This is a genomic window from Nocardioides alpinus (assembly GCF_900112035.1).
Taxonomy (GTDB): Bacteria; Actinomycetota; Actinomycetes; order Propionibacteriales; family Nocardioidaceae; genus Nocardioides; species Nocardioides alpinus.
In genome coordinates this window covers 177052-192150 of sequence record NZ_FOKC01000006.1, presented here as the reverse complement: position 1 = coordinate 192150, position 15099 = coordinate 177052, and the positions used below count along the sequence as shown (strand labels likewise).

Here is a 15099-nt window from a genome sequence, read left to right as displayed (position 1 = left end):
GCCTGTCAGCCGGTGACGTGCGCCCGGACCTGCTCGATCGTGTCTGCCTCGGCGGCCGACTTGTCGTCGCGGTAGCGGATCACCCGCGCGAACCTCAGGGCCACGCCGCCGGGATAGCGCGTCGAGCGCTGGAGCCCGTCGAACGCGATCTCGACGACCTGTTCGGGCCGCACGTGGACGACGTAGGAGCTGCGGTCGGTCGGTGACGTGGCCAGCTCGGTGAACCGCTCGGTCTGCCACGCGAGGACCTGGTCGGTCATCCCCTTGAACGTCTTGCCGAGCATCACGAAGCCGGTCGGCGACGATTCGTCGCGTGCGCCCAGGTGGATGTTGGAGAGCCAGCCCTCACGGCGCCCGGATCCCCACTCCACGGCCAGGACGACGAGGTCGAGGGTGTGGACCGGCTTGACCTTGACCCACGCGGACCCGCGACGGCCGGCGGCGTAGGGCGCGGACAGGTCCTTGAGCACGACGCCCTCGTGGCCCGCCGCGACGGTCTCCGACGCGAAGGCGTCGGCAGCTGCGGTGTCGGAGGTGACCAGGCGTCGTACGCGGTGCTGCTCGGGGACTAGCGCGTCGAGCTCTGCGAGGCGTTCGTGACCGGGGGAGTCGAGGAGGTCGCGCCCGTCGACGTGGAGGACGTCGAAGAAGTGCGGTGTCACCGCCACGCCTGTGTCCTGGGCCGTGCGGCTGGCCGTGTCCTGGAACGCCATCGGGCGGCCGTCGTCGGAGAGTGCGAGCGCCTCTCCGTCGAGGACGAAACGCTCGGCCGGCAGCGAGCGAGCGACCTCGACCACCTCGGGCAACCGGCCGGTGATGTCGTCGAGGCTGCGTGTCACGACGAGCACCTCGTCGCCGTCGCGGTGGACCTGGATCCGGATGCCGTCGAGCTTGGCGTCGATCGCGACCTCGGTGGTCCCGTCGGCCGACAGGCCCGCCATCGCCGCGGCGACGTCGGGCGCGCTGGAGGCGAGCATCGGCATGATCGGCCGGCCGACCTCGAGCCCGATCCCGGCCAGCGCCTCCTCGCCGGCGAAGGCGGCTGCGGTGGCGGCGACGGTGCTGCCGGCAAGCATCGCGGCACGGCGTACGGCGGTGAGCGGGACGCCGGCGACCTGGGCCACCGCCTCCTGGGTGACCGCGTCGAGCGCGCCCTGGCGGAGATTGCCCGTGACGACCGCGCGCAGCCACGCCTGCTCGGGCTCGGTCGCCCGCCCGAAGAGTGCCTCGACCGCATCGCGGCGCACCTGCTGCGACCCGGCTCCGGCGATGATGGACATCGCCTCGAACGCTTCGTGGACCTCGAGCACCGTCAGCGACGGCTCGTCAGCCGGCGGCGGCAGGTCGCTGACGCCGCGCCACCCCAGGCCCGTACGCCGCTGGCGCAGCGCGCCGCCGAGGTAGGACACGACGATCTCGAGCTCGGCCGGCTCGACGAGCGCGAGCGTCTCCGCGAGCGCGGCCACCTTGGCCTTGCGGGACCGCGTGGCGGCCACGGAGGCGGAGGTGGCGACGAGGTCGGCGAGCAGCATGCCTCCATCCTGCCGCCCACCACCGACATCGGATCACCCCAACGGGCAGGATGTCGGCATGAGCCCGAAACCCGCAGAGGCCCAGCTCTACGTCCCGCGCTTCAACGTGATGGCGCCCGACGACGTCCGCCCCTTCGTGGACGCCGTCGCGACCGCCCAGCTCGTGACCGTGGGCGCCGACGGCCTCCCCGACGCGACGTTCCTGCCGGTGATGTGGGAGGGCGAGCGCCTCGTCGGCCACCTCGCCCGCGCCAATGCTCATTGGCGCCGCATCGTCGACGGATCGCCTGCGCTGGCGATCGTCACCGGGCCGGACACCTACGTCAGCCCGAGCTGGTACGCCACCAAGGCCGAGCACGGCAAGGTCGTCCCGACGTGGAACTACTCGGTGGTCCACCTGCGCGGACGGATCCGGGTCCACGACGACGCGGAGTGGGTGCGCGCGCTCGTCACGCGTCTCACCGACCGCCACGAGCAGCCGCGCGACGAGCCGTGGGAGGTCACGGACGCGCCGTCCGACTACGTCGACAAGAACCTGCGGCCGATCGTGGGCGTCGAGCTCGAGGTGGAGAGCGTCGAGGCGAAGGCGAAGCTCAGCCAGAACCGGTCCGACGAGGACCGCTCGGGTGTCGCGGCCGGGCTGGCGGCGGACGGTGTCGATCCGTCCTCGCTCGTGCAGCAGTGAAGCCGGGCCGCGTCCGCGAGCGCTTCACCGGCCGGATCGCCGGAGTCGGCAGCACGAGCGGCGTACGCCTCGTCGTCGGCCGCTGGGACGACAGCCCGTGGGGCTCCTTCGCCGACGTGATGGTCGAGGACGCCACCGGCCACCGCGTGCTGTTGGCCCCGGCCGATCGCGTGCGGGACTTCGTGGCCGCGACGTACTCCTTCGACGAGCACGTCATCGAGCCGGTCGACGTCTCGGACACCTCGGACGGGTGGCAGGTCTCGACACGGTCCCTCTCGCTGCGCCTGGTGGTGGGAGGCCGTACGCCGCTGGGCGCGGCCCTCGGTCTCGTGCCGGCGCGCGTGGCGACTGCCCCCGCGTGGTGCGCTGCAGCGGACCCGATCGCGCGGGTGGCGTTGAAGGGCGTGCGCACTCGCGGGACGGCCGGGGGAGACCGGCGGGAGTGGTACGGCGCGACCTCTGTCGTCGCGGTGACGGCGATCGACGGCTCGTGGCGCGGTGCCGACCTGGGGACGCTGGCACCTGTCGAACCGCCGTGCCGGTTCGGATTCTCAAGTACGCCGAAGCGGCCGTCGGTGACGAGCGTGGTGACGACAATCGAGCGGTCGGCGTAGCCCAGCCCGCCCACTATGACGCGGCAAACCCCGAGCCGCGTTGCGCGTGTCCTCGTGTTCTACGGCAGCGTTGCCAGTTCTCGGATGGCCTCGCGAGCGTCCGCCTCCAGCCAGAAGCCGAGCTCCACCGTCTGCTTCGCTGCTGCTGCGAACTGTCGCTTGTAGTCGGCAGAGCTCGTGTAGAGCGACGTCAGCACGGAGTTGCTCAGAGGCGTGCTCCACCCGATGCTCCAACAGAAGGCAGGTCCGTCGTCGATCACGTGGAACGCGCTGCGAGGGACCGTCAGCTGGGGAGTTCGGACGCCACCGCGGGCATTGCCGAATCGATCCCTCATGATGGTCTGCTTCGAGGGATTCGAGAGATCGGTCTGCTCGATGTGGGAGGCGTGTGGAGGGCTGCTTCCGGTCGTGACCCAGTTGACCAGCGCGTCAGCTGCCGCGTTGGCCACGTAGCCGTAGCGGAAGTCTGTGGGAGACACGTGAGGTGGGTCCTTGTGCGCACATTCGCTGGGGAACGAGACCGTCCCGAAGAGAGCCATGTTGCTCGGGTCCGAAAGGGTCTGCTGGTCATCGTGACTGGCGCCAGGCACCTCCCACCCGCGGTATCGATCATGGGGGGCGTCGCTGTCCGGTCTGCGCCAGGAGATCGGAATCGGCAGCGCCAACTCCGTCTCGGTGTTGACCTTGATGACTGGCGCATCGCGGGAGCCCATGCGCAGGCGAGGATCACCTTCAGGGAGATAGCCCGTGGGCCATGGGTTGAGGGGGACCATGTCTTGAGCCCAAGAACCTTGGGGAAGGTATCCGTCGTAGATGCCGCCTCCGCCGGGCATGCGTAGGAGGTTGTGGAAGATGTTCGCCTGCGTGAAGGTCAGGCCTCCGTCGTAGGAGAAGCCAGCCTCAAACACACGCTCGACGTCGTAGCGGTGGAGAGGGCTGTCTGGGGTGTTCTCCTTCAGCAGCCGTCCCAACTGTGCGGCAACGTCGTAGGCAATGCCGTCGTACGGCGTGCCCACCCGGCGGGGGTCGGACGGCCAGTGCAGCGCCGAGTAGCGCTGTGGGTCGTGTTGCTTCAGCGCGTCAACGGCCCAAGACGCTGCCGTCCACATCACGTAGGCGTTGCCCTTCCGCACGTGGTAGCGCTGCGTGCGGTTCCAATCCACTCGCATGTCGTATCCCGCGGACGGGTTCAGTGGATTGACCCACACGTTTCCCGAGAAGTCGCGTGGCTGCTTGGGCATGGCGATGAGGATGCGGGTCGTGTAGGGGAGTCCGCTGCAGGAGGGCCTGGCATCGCCCGTCACGCTGGCAGGGCAAGGGGAGACGACCCGGACACCGGTGTCCGAGTATTCGTAGATGCTTGCCGTTCCCGAGATGAAGTACTCCTTCTCGGTATAGCCAGCGGGCATCGGCCACTCCGCGAAGACGCCGTCGGCGCTGAATGGCGTGCTCGAGGACGTCCACGCCACTTCCGCGCTCACAGCGGCTCGTGGTGTGACGAAGGGCTCGACGTCCCCGGCCGCGGTCCAGGCTGCTGGCGCAGACCCCCCGAAGCCGATCGCCAAGAGCAGCGACAGGAGCAAGGCGACGGCGACCGGACATAACCTCCGCAGGTGCCGGGCGCCCATGCTCCGGCGCGGCCTCAGTCGCGAGTCAAGTCCTGCGGCTGGCTCAAACTCTCCCGGGGGTTCCCCGGCGCGCCCGGTGGACGGCTTGGGCATGTGAGGCTGCTTTCTTCAATGGCCCGCCCACCCGTCACGGCGCTGGAAACCACATTCCTCCCCTCAACCCCGGGCCGTCAATGCCCCGATGACCTGGCTGTACCAGTCCGACCTTGCCGAGGCGTAGCGCCCGTCGTGATCTGCGTCGATCCGCCGCGTGGCGGCCTAGCTCGAACGTCCGCAGATACCGTGATCAGCGTGGCCCAGTGCCGCGCGGTGCGGACCTAGTAGACGGACGCCGAGACGTTCGGAGCGCAAGATTCATGACGCCATGTCGGGGCAAAGGTGCGTGACTCGAATCAGTGGCCTGGGACCGGATCGAAGGCCCTCGATCCAGTCAGCACCGCCGACCGTGCGGTCAGTGGATCGACCCCAAATAACGCAGTTCGGGACGAACTGCTCAGTCTGGATCCCCCCGCGCTGTCTTCGTCTTGGCGTTTGCGGTGGAGCCCAAGTACCTGATGTCGCCGGTAGACCCGCGAAACCACCAGTCGGTGATGTGACGGGTCCCCGACATCGGCCCAGTGCCACCGATCCAGCCTCCTCCGCCGCTGACGTTCGGGTCAGGCGCGCGCGTGGTCGGCTCGATGTCGCCGAAGCGGTCGCCTCCACCCCCGCCAGGCGCGGGCCTCGATGGCAACCTGCCGTTGGCTGGAGGAGGTTGAGGATTGGGGTCGAAGTGGACCACCGTCGTTTCGCTGGTGATCAACTCCCCGTGGGCGTTGACCACCTTGGTAGTGGATGTCACCGTGCCGTCTCTTTGACGAATCGTCTCGATTGTCTTGTACCCGTCACTGCCATCCCCGATCAGTACGTGCTCGCGGACGTCACCGACCGGTGCGCCGTCCGGGGAGAGTTGCCACTGCGTAGTCGCTACCTCTCCGGTACGCCATTCGACCTGGGATACCTCCGCTGAGCCGTCAGGGAGGTAGTGCCAGTGCGTGGTGTCCCGCGTGTGCGTATGTGCATGCATGATCGTGGCCCGGCCGTCGACGCTGAAGCCTGCAGTCAGGAAGGTGTCGTCCGGGTAGCGCAGATTCCCGTCGACCATGACGACGCCGTCCTCATTCGTGCCGACGAGGTCCGTTTTGCTCCCATCGCTCAGCACGACGCTGATCAGCGCCGTAAGGAACTGGCCATTCGGGTCGAACCAGAACTGTCGCGTTTCGATATAGCCGTGTCCCACGACCTGATCGCTGCGCTCATGGGCGTATGTGAGATCCATCGGCCACCTTTCTCGCTGGCTGTCGCGGACGCTACTCCTGGACCCACGACGCTGCCAGAAGGCCTAGTCCACGCCTGCGGTGCTTCCCGGCGCCCGCAAGGACTCGAGCCATGGACTCCTCTCGCGTCGTGATGCTCACGCAAGCCCCCGTCTCCATGCCCTCACCTACGTCAGGTAGTTGGTACTTTTCACGTGGCACCCGCCGCGACGCAGACGTTGCCCCCTACGCGGTGCGTCATTCCGCCGCCTACGTCGCCGGCGTGTGACAAGACGGTCGGGCCGCAGGTCAGATCCGTCCAGGTTGACGCCCTCGGCTCCCTAGAACGACAAGAGCCTCGTCGCTGACCCGGAGTCGTATTTCCTCGTAGGCCCCCATCGGCGACCTAGGCCATTCGACGTCAGAACGCCATGTAGGCCAGCATGAACTCCATGGCAGCCGGTGCAACGATGTACGTGTTCGAGATTGAGTTGGCCGACACGGATCGCGGCGTATACGAGCAGTTCACGCTTCGCGCGGCGCGGCATCCGTCAGAGACCGACGCGTACCTCGTGACGCGTGTGCTCGCCTACTGCCTCGAATTCGAAGACGGCATCACGTTCAGCGACGGAATCTCGACGACTGCGGACCCGGCGGTCCTCGTGCGCGACCTGAGCGGGAAGCTGCTGGCCTGGATCGAAGTCGGGGCGCCCGATGCCGCGCGCCTTCACACGGGCAGCAAGGCGGCCGAGCGCACGACGATCTACACGCACCGCGACCCGACCAGGGTGCTGGCGCAGTGGACGGGGGCGAAGATACATCGCGCCGAGGAGATCGTCCTGCACAGCTTCGAGCCCGGGTTCATCGATTCCGCGGTGGGCGCGATAGAGCGCCGCAACGCGCTCACACTTACTGTCACCGAGCGACAGCTGTACCTCGAGCTGAACGGCCTACACCTCTCATCGGCGGTCCACGATCACCCGATCAGCTAGCGGTGCTGACCTACCCCGCCCCAACTTCGCTGTCGCCGCGCGGCACTTCAGCGCCGCGATCCAGCAGGACTGAAGAGTCTGCGGCACGAACGGGCCTGCCGCACCAATCGGCGCCAACAGACCTGGCCCATTCCGCCGCCTGTCGGCGCGCGGCGGGGACGACGTGCTGATCGGCGGTATCGCGCCGACGTGCTCGGTGGCGGCGCCGGACGCGACCGTCTGGACAGCAGTCGGGCTCGAGAGCGCTGCCTACGCGGCGCGCGGCAACGTGCGCGCGAGGTTCCGCGTCGATCACCGGCGGCCCCTTGGACGACGATGCCGAGCAGAAGTTCATAGGCACCACTTCGCCAGGCAGCGGAAGATCAGGGATGAGCTCTGCTTCATCGGTCCGTTCGGGAACTACTGTCTGCTCATGAGCGCCGCGAATGAGCCTGTGCCGTTTGAGGCTTTCGAGGGCGGTGCTTACTTGCACGGCACGAAGGCGGATCTTGCTGCCGGTGATCTCTTGGTGCCCGGCCGCGAGTCGAACTTCGAGCAGGGACGACTGACGAACTTCGTCTACTTCACCGCGACCCTCGACGCCGCAGCGTGGGGGGCCGAGCTTGCTGCAGGCGAGGGTCACGGGCGCATCTACATCGTCGAGCCGGTAGGCGACTTCGAGGACGACCCCAATGTCACCCACAAGAGGTTTCCCGGGAACCCCACGATGTCCTTTCGCAGCCGCGAGCCGGTTCGCGTGGTGGGCGAGGTCCGCGACTGGGTTGGCCACTCGCGCGAGAAGATGCGTGCCATGCGGGACGGACTCGATGCGTTGAAGCGACAGGGCTCAGCGCAGATCGAGGACTGACCGAGGAGTGGCGCGTTTGCCTTGCGACCAGGCGCCCATTCGATCGAAGCCACCGGTCGCGTTGAACCATGCAATCGCGCTTAGTCATGCTGCGGCATTCCGGCGGGAAACGGCCCGAGCCCGCGCCCTACACCCGGAGGTTGGGGCCTATCGGTGTTGCATCGCCGGTCATGGTGACCGAGGCGGCATGCCGCCGCCGGACCTGTGTGGTTCCGTCGGCTCGCTGCTATTGCTCGAGCCTGCGTAGTGCGAGGCCCTGCGTGCCCGCGAACTGCCCGGTTTTCCTGGCCCAGTCAGAGACGTCGGCGTCCCGCAGGCTTGCGAGCTGGTGGGGGTCACGCTCAAGGTCGTAGAGCTCCCACTCCCCGGTGCCGCGGTGCTCGACGTAGGCATGGGAACCTTCCCGGAGCAGCGTCCAGTCGAGGTTGATGTTCTCGATGATCAGGCGCCTTCGCCAGGACGACCAGTCGCCTGACCTGAGCGGCCCGAGCATGGATCGGCCGTCGAGCTCGCGCCCGGTGTCCGGGTCCAGGTCGGCGATTTCGAGAGTGGTGGGCATCAGGTCGACCTGTGAGACCAGCGCATCAACGGTGCGCGGCTCGACACCCGGCCCGCGCACACTGAAGGGGATGCCCGCTGCCTCCTCGTAGGGCTGGGACTTGGAGAGCAGTCGGTGCTCGCCCAGCAGGTAGCCGTTGTCGGAGACGAAGAAGATCCACGTTCTCCTGAGTTGGCCCGTCTGGCGCAGGGCGTCCAGGATCTTGCCGATCTGGTCGTCGACGTCCTGGAGCTCCTCGAGCTTGCCCTCGTAGATCTGGCGCATCCGGCGACGGTCCTGCGGCGGGAGGTCCCGCAGCCACGTGGGCTTGTCGCTCATGTCGGCCTCGTTGAACGACGGCGGGTCCCAGGCAACCTCGTCGAAGTCATCGGCATGCTTGGGGCTCGGCGTGTACGGGCCGTGGGGCGCCGTCGGCGAGTACACGGCGAACCACGGCCCGGTGTCCTGGTGGCGACGGATGAAGCGGCGCAGCCTCTGGGCGGCGAAATGGTCGAACTCCCGCTTCGAGGCGACCTTCCGCACCGCGCCGTCGACGTTGATCCGGGGGTCGTCGATCATGCCATCGAGCAGCGTCACCCACCGGTCCCAGCCGGGGGCGACGTACGACGGCTGTTCGCCGAGTCCGTTCATGTACTTCCCGAAGTAGCCGGTGTCGTAGCCGGCCTCCTTCATCCTGGTCGCCGCTGTGTCCCGGTCGTGCCCCTGAGCCACGAAGGGCTGGTGGGTCATGTTGGTGTCGCACCCGTGGTTGTGGGGGTAGCGACTGGTGAGGATCGAAGCTCGCGCCGGTCCGCACAGGGGCATCGCGCTGTAACCCTGCCGGAAGTGCACGCCCTTGCGAACCAGTCGCCGCCAGGTGCGGTCCATCGACCGCAGCGTCGAGCGCATCTGGTCGTCCGTGACGATCCACAGGACGTTGTCGGGCACGTCCACACCATACGCACGCCGAGTCCCGCCGTGCGCCACCATGGTGCCGCGCGGCCGACGCATCGCGGCTCAGCCGGTGCGCTGTTGGGAGTTGCACCTTCCGTAACGTCATGTGGTCCGGTGGTCTCACGTCTCGTCCCATCGAGGAAGGCCCCGCCCTATGTACTCGTCCTTCGTTCCGCCACGTCAGGTGAAGATCGGGGACGCGGCATCGTTCGTCGGCACCACACCGCGGGCGATCCGTCACTATCACGAGATCGGCCTGCTGCCCGAGCCCGATCGCGGCAGTGACGACCGCCGCCGCTACGGGTACGCCGAGATGATCCGGCTGCTGTGGATCAGGAAGATGGCCGACGCCGGGATCGCCCTGGACGACATCCGTGACGCCTTTGCACACACGCCTCCTGCTGGTGCCGGAAGCGACCACGACGTCGCCGGCATCCTGGATCGGCTGGAGACAACCCTCGCCGCCCAGGAAGCAGAACTTCAGCGTCAGCGGGCTGCGGTGCAGCGCATGCGCACCCAAGGCAGCAGGATGGGTCTGCTCTCCCGGGTCGTCACCGCCCGCCTCGAGAGCCTGCCGGAGGGCTCCCTGCGCCAGGCGGACCTCGACAACCTGCTGGTGATCGAGCGGATCTTCGGTCCGCTGGGTGCGGCCCTCAACGCCTCGCGCTACATCGCCTTGGCCACTCACCCGGGTATGCGGGAGGAGTCCGACCGCGTCGATGCCGCCGAGGAGGCGCTCGACGACACGATCGCTGTCGACGACCCCCTCGTGGTACAGGTGGCGGCCGAGCGGCACGCGTTCGAGCTGGCACTGCACGCTGTGTTTGAAGATTCCGGCCTGAATCAGGTCGACGAAGCGCTCGTCGACTCCTGGGACGCCTTGCACGCTGCTACCGCTGATGACGGCGGGGAGGGGGCCGGGCAGGAGTCCATGAGCGCATTCGTCGACGCGGCTGGAAAGATGCCGTACGACTTCTCCCCGGCCCGCCTACGTTGCATGGAGCTGGTCGAAGAACTGGCCGCCCACGAGTCACGAGCGGGTTAGGTTCGATCGGTGCTCGTACAACTCTCTGGGGTGCCCGGTTCGGGCAAGTCCACTCTGGCCAGATCTGTCGCGGAGGCCACCGGCCTCGTGGTCGTGGACACCGACGTCCTGAAGAGCTCGATCATCGAGTCCGGTGTGTCCGTCGCGGCCGCAGGGCGCGTCACGTACGCCGCCGCCCTGGCGCTCGCGGGGGACGTGCTTGAGCAGGGGCGAGGCGTGCTCCTCGACTCGCCATGCAGGTATCACGAGCTGCTCGACTCCGGCCGGCAGGTCGCTCATGCGAACGGGGTGCGGTACGCATTCATCGAGCTCTGGGTGCAGGACTGGTCGCTGGTGCTGGCTCGTCTCGACGCGCGGTCGCCACGGCTCTCGCAGGTGGCGTCGGCAACGGCACCGGTCCCAGGGACTGAGTGGGAGTTCGGTACAGCCGAGGAGACACTTGCGACCTGGCAGACGCAGCTCGTGCGTCCGGAGCGTGACTGGCTTCGACTCGATGCCGAGAGTGCGGCAGATGAGAATCTCAGCGCAGCTCTTCGCTACCTCGAGCCCCACCAGTAGGACGAGCGGCAGCACCTGTCGCGCCTCGTGCTGCGAGGCGTACGTCGACCACCGAGTGCGTCGCTCATTCCAAGGCAAGACCCTCAGCGTGCGTGCTGCTGGACGACGTTGAGCACGTTGCCGTCGGGAGCGCGGACGAAGAACCGAGTCACGCCCCATGCCTCAGTGGTGAGGGGATGCACGATCTCGTACCCACGTTCCTGTGCTTGGAGGTAGGCGGCTTCGACGTCGTCGACCATGACCGTGACCACGGGGTCCACGGGTGCAGTGGCGTCGCTGGTCATCACCTGGAGCGTCGCCCTGGATCCCGGCGACGTGTGGCGGGCCACCCAGCCCAGGTTGAACTCCTCCTCGGCCAACCCGAGGTAGTCGCTGTAGAAGCGCCTGGAGGCGGGGAGGTCCGGTACGTGGAGGTCGGCGATGATCTGCGTGACGCGGATGCGCGACGGGTCGGCACTCCCCACCTGGCCGGTTTCGCCCGGGGTCTGCTCCGGCGCGGCGCCCAGGAGGTGGATCCAGCGCGGGTCCTGCTGGCCCGAGCGACGCTCGAGCTCGCGCACCAGCGGTTGCGCGCGGCTCGCCATCCGGCGCAGGCACTCCTCGACCTGGCCGCGGTCGGCGAACCCGTGCAACCGCTGGGTGCGGGTGCGCAGCTCACCCGGCGCCTGGGCGCCCCGGAGCAGCAGCACCGTGAGCAGCGCCCGCTGGTCAGGCTCGAGGGCGAGATGCTCATCGAGGATCTGGTGGTACTTCAGTGTCCGGCGCCCGGTGTCGGACCACACGATCCGCAGCAGCCCGCGCTCCTTGAGCGACTTCGCGGTCCGCTCGACGACCTGCTGGTCGAGGTCGGTGACCGGGTCGCGGCTGCTCGACTGGTTGCACGCCGACACCAGTGCGTTCGCGGACAGAGGATAGGTGGCGGGCACGGTCGTCTGCTTCTCCAGCAGGCTGCCGAGGATGCGCTGGTCGGTCGCATCGAGGACGGGGAGTTCTGTCACGTCACGACTTTAGAGCCCAGTTGCCGTGGAAGCCGGTGGGCACCCGGCCGGGGAGGTGCACGGCGGCGACGTCCTCGAGGGTCTGGGCGTCCAGCAGCACCAGGTCACTGCGATCGGTGGCCCGGTCGTGGACGTAGCCCATGAGCACGCCGTGGTCCTCGCCGTCGGAGCCCGGGTCGGGCACGAAACAGAACTCTCCGGCCTCGCGGCCCGCACCGAGCCTGCGGCTCTGGGTGGTGCCGGCCACCACATCGTGCTTGAGCACGGTGTCGCCGAATCCGGCCCCGACCATCCCCACTGTGTAGCCGAAGCGGTGCGGCTTCCCGGTCAGCCGCTCGTCGTAGCGCGGGAACTCCTGGGCGTGCTCATCGAAGCGGTGTTCGCGGGCCTTGCCCGAGCTGAGGTCCAGGGTGAAGCGCACCAGTGATGCGAGGCCCTCGTTGGGTCCGGTGTAGTCGGTGGCGAACATCCGCGGGTGGCGCACCACGTCCAGGACGACCTCGGGGCTGCCCGGCGATCCGCTCTCGTAGGCGTTGAGGGTGTGGAAGACGTAGCAGGGGTCGATCTCGAACCAGCGCACGTCGAATCCGTCGCCGTCGCGGGGCACCAGGCCGATCCGCGCCACGTGGTCGGGGTCCCACGAGTAGGGCAGCGGTGCCGCGGGGTTGGTGACGGACTCGCCGCGGGCCACGGCGTCGACGATCCACTCGGGCATCGGGTTGCCCCCCAGCGCGTCGCGCTGCTGCCCGGGTGTGAGCCGTGCCAGGCGTGGGACGCCGTCGGTCACCATGCCCATGTCGAAGGTGACCGGCAGGTCGTAGATCACCACGTAGTGCTCGGTGAGGGCGCAGTCGTGGATCATCGGCATTCCGCCGGTCTCGATCTCCACGTGCTTGACGACGGTGCCGTCGGCGCCGACCACGGTGTAGTCGACCTTGGTGCCCCGCACCCAGTTGTACGAGATCGCGTGCAGGTCGCCGGAGACGGGGTCGGCATGCGGATGAGCGGTGTAGCCCTGCGACCCGCCGAAGTCGAGGGTGCCGCCGAAGTCGCAGCGACCGACACTGTCGAGCTCGAAGGTCAGCTCGTACGGCGCGGGCCCGGACTCGACGATCGCCAAGGTCTTGCCGGCGTGCTGGACCACGTTGGTGTTCGGTCCGTGGTCCTCGCCCTCCGGCTTGACCCACCTGTTGCGGTACCACTCCGCGCGTCCGTCGGCGATCCGGACACCGTGCACCATGCCCTGGCCGAGGAACCAGTGGTGTTGCGGGCCCAGGTCCTCGGCCGGATTGGGTCCGTTGCGCAGGTAGCGGCCGTCGAGGTGCTCGGGCAGATGACCGGTCACGGGCAGGTCGAAGGCCGTCAGCTCTGTGTGGACCGGCGCGAAGTTGTCGGTGAGGTATCGGTTCGGCATGGTGCTGCACTTCCCATCCATAACGCCGTTATGATTGGACCGTAACCCCGTGACAGGAGGCTGGCAAGGGTGGCAGGGAGAGTGGACCAGACAGTCGCAGGCCGGAGCGCGTCCTCCGCGGAGGTGCGTCGACGGCTGCTCGAGGTCGCCGCCCACATGGTGCGCGACCAGGGCCCCTCGGCGCTGTCCGCACGGAAGCTGGCCACCGCCACCGGCACGTCCACCATGGCCGTCTACACGCATTTCGGGGGCATGCCCGGTCTGGTCCGCGCCATGGTGGGCGAAGGCTTCCGCCGGCTCTTCGCGCGAGTGGCGGAGGTGCCGATCACCGAGGACCCGCTACTGGACCTGCGCAACGCGGCTGCTGCCTATCGCGCGCACGCCCAAGCGGACCCCGACCTCTACGCGGTGATGTTCGGCTCGGCCACGCTCGGCGACTACCGCCTCCACTACGAGGACCGGATCCTGGGGCTGGACGCCTTCGAGCAGATCAAGCAGTTCATGGAACGCGGCATGGTGGCGGGAGTGTTGCGGGAGGGAGACCCTGCGGCCGTGGCAGCACAGTGGTGGACCGCCCTGCACGGCTTCGTGATGCTCGAGCTCAGCAAGTTCATCGACGTCGTCGACGACGCCGAGGACACCGTGCTGTGGCCTCTGATGGACCACCTGCTGAGCTCCCTCATGGTGACGCCCGAGGCGCCACGGAGGGACGGCTAGCGTCGGACCACGACATCACGGCCTGATGGAGGTGACGAGCGGCGCTCGACTGGCGCCGTCCACTCAGGACGGGCGGACGCACGTCCACACCACAGCCGTACGCCTCGGCCTCCGGGCCCGGCACGGCCACGCGTGGTTCGATGGCGCGGTGATCGCGGACATGTCAGACGCGGACGTCGCACTGGCGGCCGCACGTGCGGGCGCTGCCGCTCTGATGGACCGCTACGGCTCAGCTCTGACGCAGCAGTTCAAGACGGGAACTGACTTCGCCACGGAAGCAGACCTGGCCTCCGAACGGGCCATCTTGCAGGTCATCGGCTCGACGAGGCCGCAGGACGGATTCGTCGGGGAGGAGCTGGGACAGGTCGGTGCCACGGACCGGGCGCGTGTCTGGCGGGTCGATCCGCTGTGCGGCACGGTCAACTACGCCGCGATGACGCCGCACTTCTCCGTCAACGTCGCGCTCAGGCACGGTGGCGCCACCACGGCTGCAGCGGTCGCTCACCCGCCGAGCGGCGAGGTCTACTGCTCGGGCGCCGACGGCTTCACGATCGAGGGTCGAGACACGGTGGGTCCGGCCGCGCACAACCGCATCGTCGACATCAATGCCGATGGGCCGCTCGACCGCCCGTTCGTAGGAGCGCAGCTCGCCGCGGACCCCGACCTCCGCGCGCACTTCAGCCCGAGGATCGAATCCACGACGCTCGCCCTCGCCTGGGTGGCAACGGGCCAACGGCTCGGCTACGTCACGGACGGGCACCATCAGGACAGCGTCCACTTCAGCGCCGGTCTGGCGATCTGCGAGGCTGCCGGATGCACGGTCACCGACTTCGACGGCGGCCCGGTTCATTCCGGTCCGGGATCATTGCCGCCGCCGATCCGGCGACCCACACAGCCCTGATCGCCCTGGTCGCACGTCACAGGACGGCGTGAAGCCCTGGCATCGCTCCGAGTGGCGCGGGCGGCGGGACCTTCTCCATGTTGTCCGCCGACGTGCTCGTCTCGCTCGCAGATGGCCTACGACATTCCGGGGGAGCCCGGCGGCACGATCGTCGGCGGCACCTCCACCCGCAGGAAGAACACCACCGTGACCGACCAGGCGCTGTTCGTCTCCTCCATGCGGACACCCTCGACGAGGCGCAGGGCGTCGCAACTCCCTGACCACCATCGCCGTGGGCGCGCCCGCCCGGTTCGGGCCCGCGACCCCGATAACGTCCGTGGGTGGCCAGCACTCGACGAACCGGTGCTCGTCGACGCAAGCCCGCGTCGCCGCGCCGCGGCG

Annotated in this window: 14 protein-coding genes; 8 read left to right on the top strand and 6 right to left on the bottom strand. The window is 68.4% G+C overall.

Annotated elements, in window-relative coordinates; genetic code table 11:
• Positions 1-5: 5 nt before the first annotated feature.
• Positions 6-1532, bottom strand: a complete 1527-nt coding sequence (locus BM127_RS14020; RefSeq protein ID WP_091199416.1) for an ATP-dependent DNA ligase — start codon at positions 1530-1532, stop codon at positions 6-8.
• A 58-nt stretch (positions 1533-1590) separates the two neighbouring features.
• Between BM127_RS14020 and BM127_RS14015 the strand changes: the two genes are divergently transcribed.
• Both BM127_RS14015 and BM127_RS14010 read left to right on the top strand, forming a co-directional pair.
• Entirely contained in the window at positions 1591-2217 is a 627-nt protein-coding gene (locus BM127_RS14015) for an FMN-binding negative transcriptional regulator (protein ID WP_175507406.1), read from the top strand.
• Complete coding sequence (locus tag BM127_RS14010) at positions 2214-2831, top strand: hypothetical protein (RefSeq protein ID WP_091199415.1); 618 nt, start codon at positions 2214-2216, stop codon at positions 2829-2831. Before BM127_RS14015 ends, BM127_RS14010 begins: the two co-directional genes overlap by 4 nt.
• Before the next feature lie 59 nt (positions 2832-2890).
• Here the strand turns inward: BM127_RS14010 and BM127_RS14005 are convergent, their stop codons facing one another.
• A complete protein-coding gene (locus BM127_RS14005; RefSeq protein WP_139227740.1) occupies positions 2891-4312 on the bottom strand; it encodes an alpha/beta hydrolase domain-containing protein in 1422 nt (473 codons plus the stop codon).
• Between the two features lie 640 nt (positions 4313-4952).
• Complete coding sequence (locus BM127_RS14000; RefSeq protein WP_091199413.1) at positions 4953-5777, bottom strand: hypothetical protein; 825 nt, start codon at positions 5775-5777, stop codon at positions 4953-4955.
• Positions 5778-6206: 429 nt separating this feature from the next.
• Here BM127_RS14000 and BM127_RS13995 point away from each other — a divergent pair, with 429 nt between their 5' ends.
• Complete coding sequence (locus BM127_RS13995) at positions 6207-6746, top strand: YaeQ family protein (protein WP_091199493.1); 540 nt, start codon at positions 6207-6209, stop codon at positions 6744-6746.
• A gap of 412 nt (positions 6747-7158) precedes the next feature.
• Entirely contained in the window at positions 7159-7593 is a 435-nt protein-coding gene (gene arr, locus BM127_RS13990) for an NAD(+)--rifampin ADP-ribosyltransferase (RefSeq protein WP_091199492.1), read from the top strand.
• A gap of 226 nt (positions 7594-7819) precedes the next feature.
• Here arr and BM127_RS13985 read toward each other — a convergent pair whose 3' ends face one another.
• Positions 7820-9079 (bottom strand): sulfatase family protein, encoded by a 1260-nt coding sequence (locus BM127_RS13985; protein WP_157829569.1) that lies wholly within the window; start codon positions 9077-9079, stop codon positions 7820-7822.
• Positions 9080-9239: 160 nt separating this feature from the next.
• Between BM127_RS13985 and BM127_RS13980 the strand changes: the two genes are divergently transcribed.
• Together BM127_RS13980 and BM127_RS13975 are read left to right on the top strand one after the other, a co-directional pair.
• Positions 9240-10130 carry a MerR family transcriptional regulator gene (locus tag BM127_RS13980; RefSeq protein ID WP_091199411.1) on the top strand — a complete coding sequence of 297 codons (891 nt, stop codon included), beginning with the start codon at positions 9240-9242 and terminating at the stop codon, positions 10128-10130.
• A gap of 9 nt (positions 10131-10139) precedes the next feature.
• Positions 10140-10688: a P-loop nucleotide/nucleoside kinase family protein gene (locus BM127_RS13975; protein WP_091199410.1), complete on the top strand. Its 549-nt coding sequence runs from the start codon at positions 10140-10142 to the stop codon at positions 10686-10688.
• Positions 10689-10771: 83 nt separating this feature from the next.
• Here the strand turns inward: BM127_RS13975 and BM127_RS22860 are convergent, their stop codons facing one another.
• Positions 10772-11686 carry a DUF480 domain-containing protein gene (locus BM127_RS22860; protein ID WP_231263377.1) on the bottom strand — a complete coding sequence of 305 codons (915 nt, stop codon included), beginning with the start codon at positions 11684-11686 and terminating at the stop codon, positions 10772-10774.
• A 1-nt stretch (position 11687) separates the two neighbouring features.
• Positions 11688-13100, bottom strand: a complete 1413-nt coding sequence (locus BM127_RS13965; RefSeq protein ID WP_091199409.1) for a carotenoid oxygenase family protein — start codon at positions 13098-13100, stop codon at positions 11688-11690.
• An 81-nt stretch (positions 13101-13181) separates the two neighbouring features.
• Here BM127_RS13965 and BM127_RS13960 point away from each other — a divergent pair, with 81 nt between their 5' ends.
• Together BM127_RS13960 and BM127_RS13955 are read left to right on the top strand one after the other, a co-directional pair.
• The gene (locus BM127_RS13960) at positions 13182-13817 is read left to right on the top strand and encodes a TetR/AcrR family transcriptional regulator (protein ID WP_091199408.1); all 636 of its coding nucleotides are present in this window, start codon (positions 13182-13184) and stop codon (positions 13815-13817) included.
• Between the two features lie 160 nt (positions 13818-13977).
• On the top strand, positions 13978-14718 hold the full coding sequence (locus BM127_RS13955) for an inositol monophosphatase family protein (RefSeq protein ID WP_198554308.1): 741 nt from the start codon (positions 13978-13980) through the stop codon (positions 14716-14718).
• Positions 14719-15099 lie beyond the last annotated feature (381 nt).

Bases quoted from the DNA above. Each gene is read 5' to 3' on its own strand.
- BM127_RS14000 (WP_091199413.1), bottom strand. From the start codon at position 5,777: ATGGATCTCACATACGCCCATGAGCGCAGCGATCAGGTCGTGGGACAC.
- BM127_RS13955 (WP_198554308.1), top strand. From the start codon at position 13,978: ATGTCAGACGCGGACGTCGCACTGGCGGCCGCACGTGCGGGCGCTGCC.
- arr (WP_091199492.1), top strand. From the start codon at position 7,159: ATGAGCGCCGCGAATGAGCCTGTGCCGTTTGAGGCTTTCGAGGGCGGT.
- BM127_RS13980 (WP_091199411.1), top strand. From the start codon at position 9,240: ATGTACTCGTCCTTCGTTCCGCCACGTCAGGTGAAGATCGGGGACGCG.
- BM127_RS14020 (WP_091199416.1), bottom strand. From the start codon at position 1,532: ATGCTGCTCGCCGACCTCGTCGCCACCTCCGCCTCCGTGGCCGCCACG.
- BM127_RS13965 (WP_091199409.1), bottom strand. From the start codon at position 13,100: ATGCCGAACCGATACCTCACCGACAACTTCGCGCCGGTCCACACAGAG.
- BM127_RS13995 (WP_091199493.1), top strand. From the start codon at position 6,207: ATGGCAGCCGGTGCAACGATGTACGTGTTCGAGATTGAGTTGGCCGAC.
- BM127_RS14015 (WP_175507406.1), top strand. From the start codon at position 1,591: ATGAGCCCGAAACCCGCAGAGGCCCAGCTCTACGTCCCGCGCTTCAAC.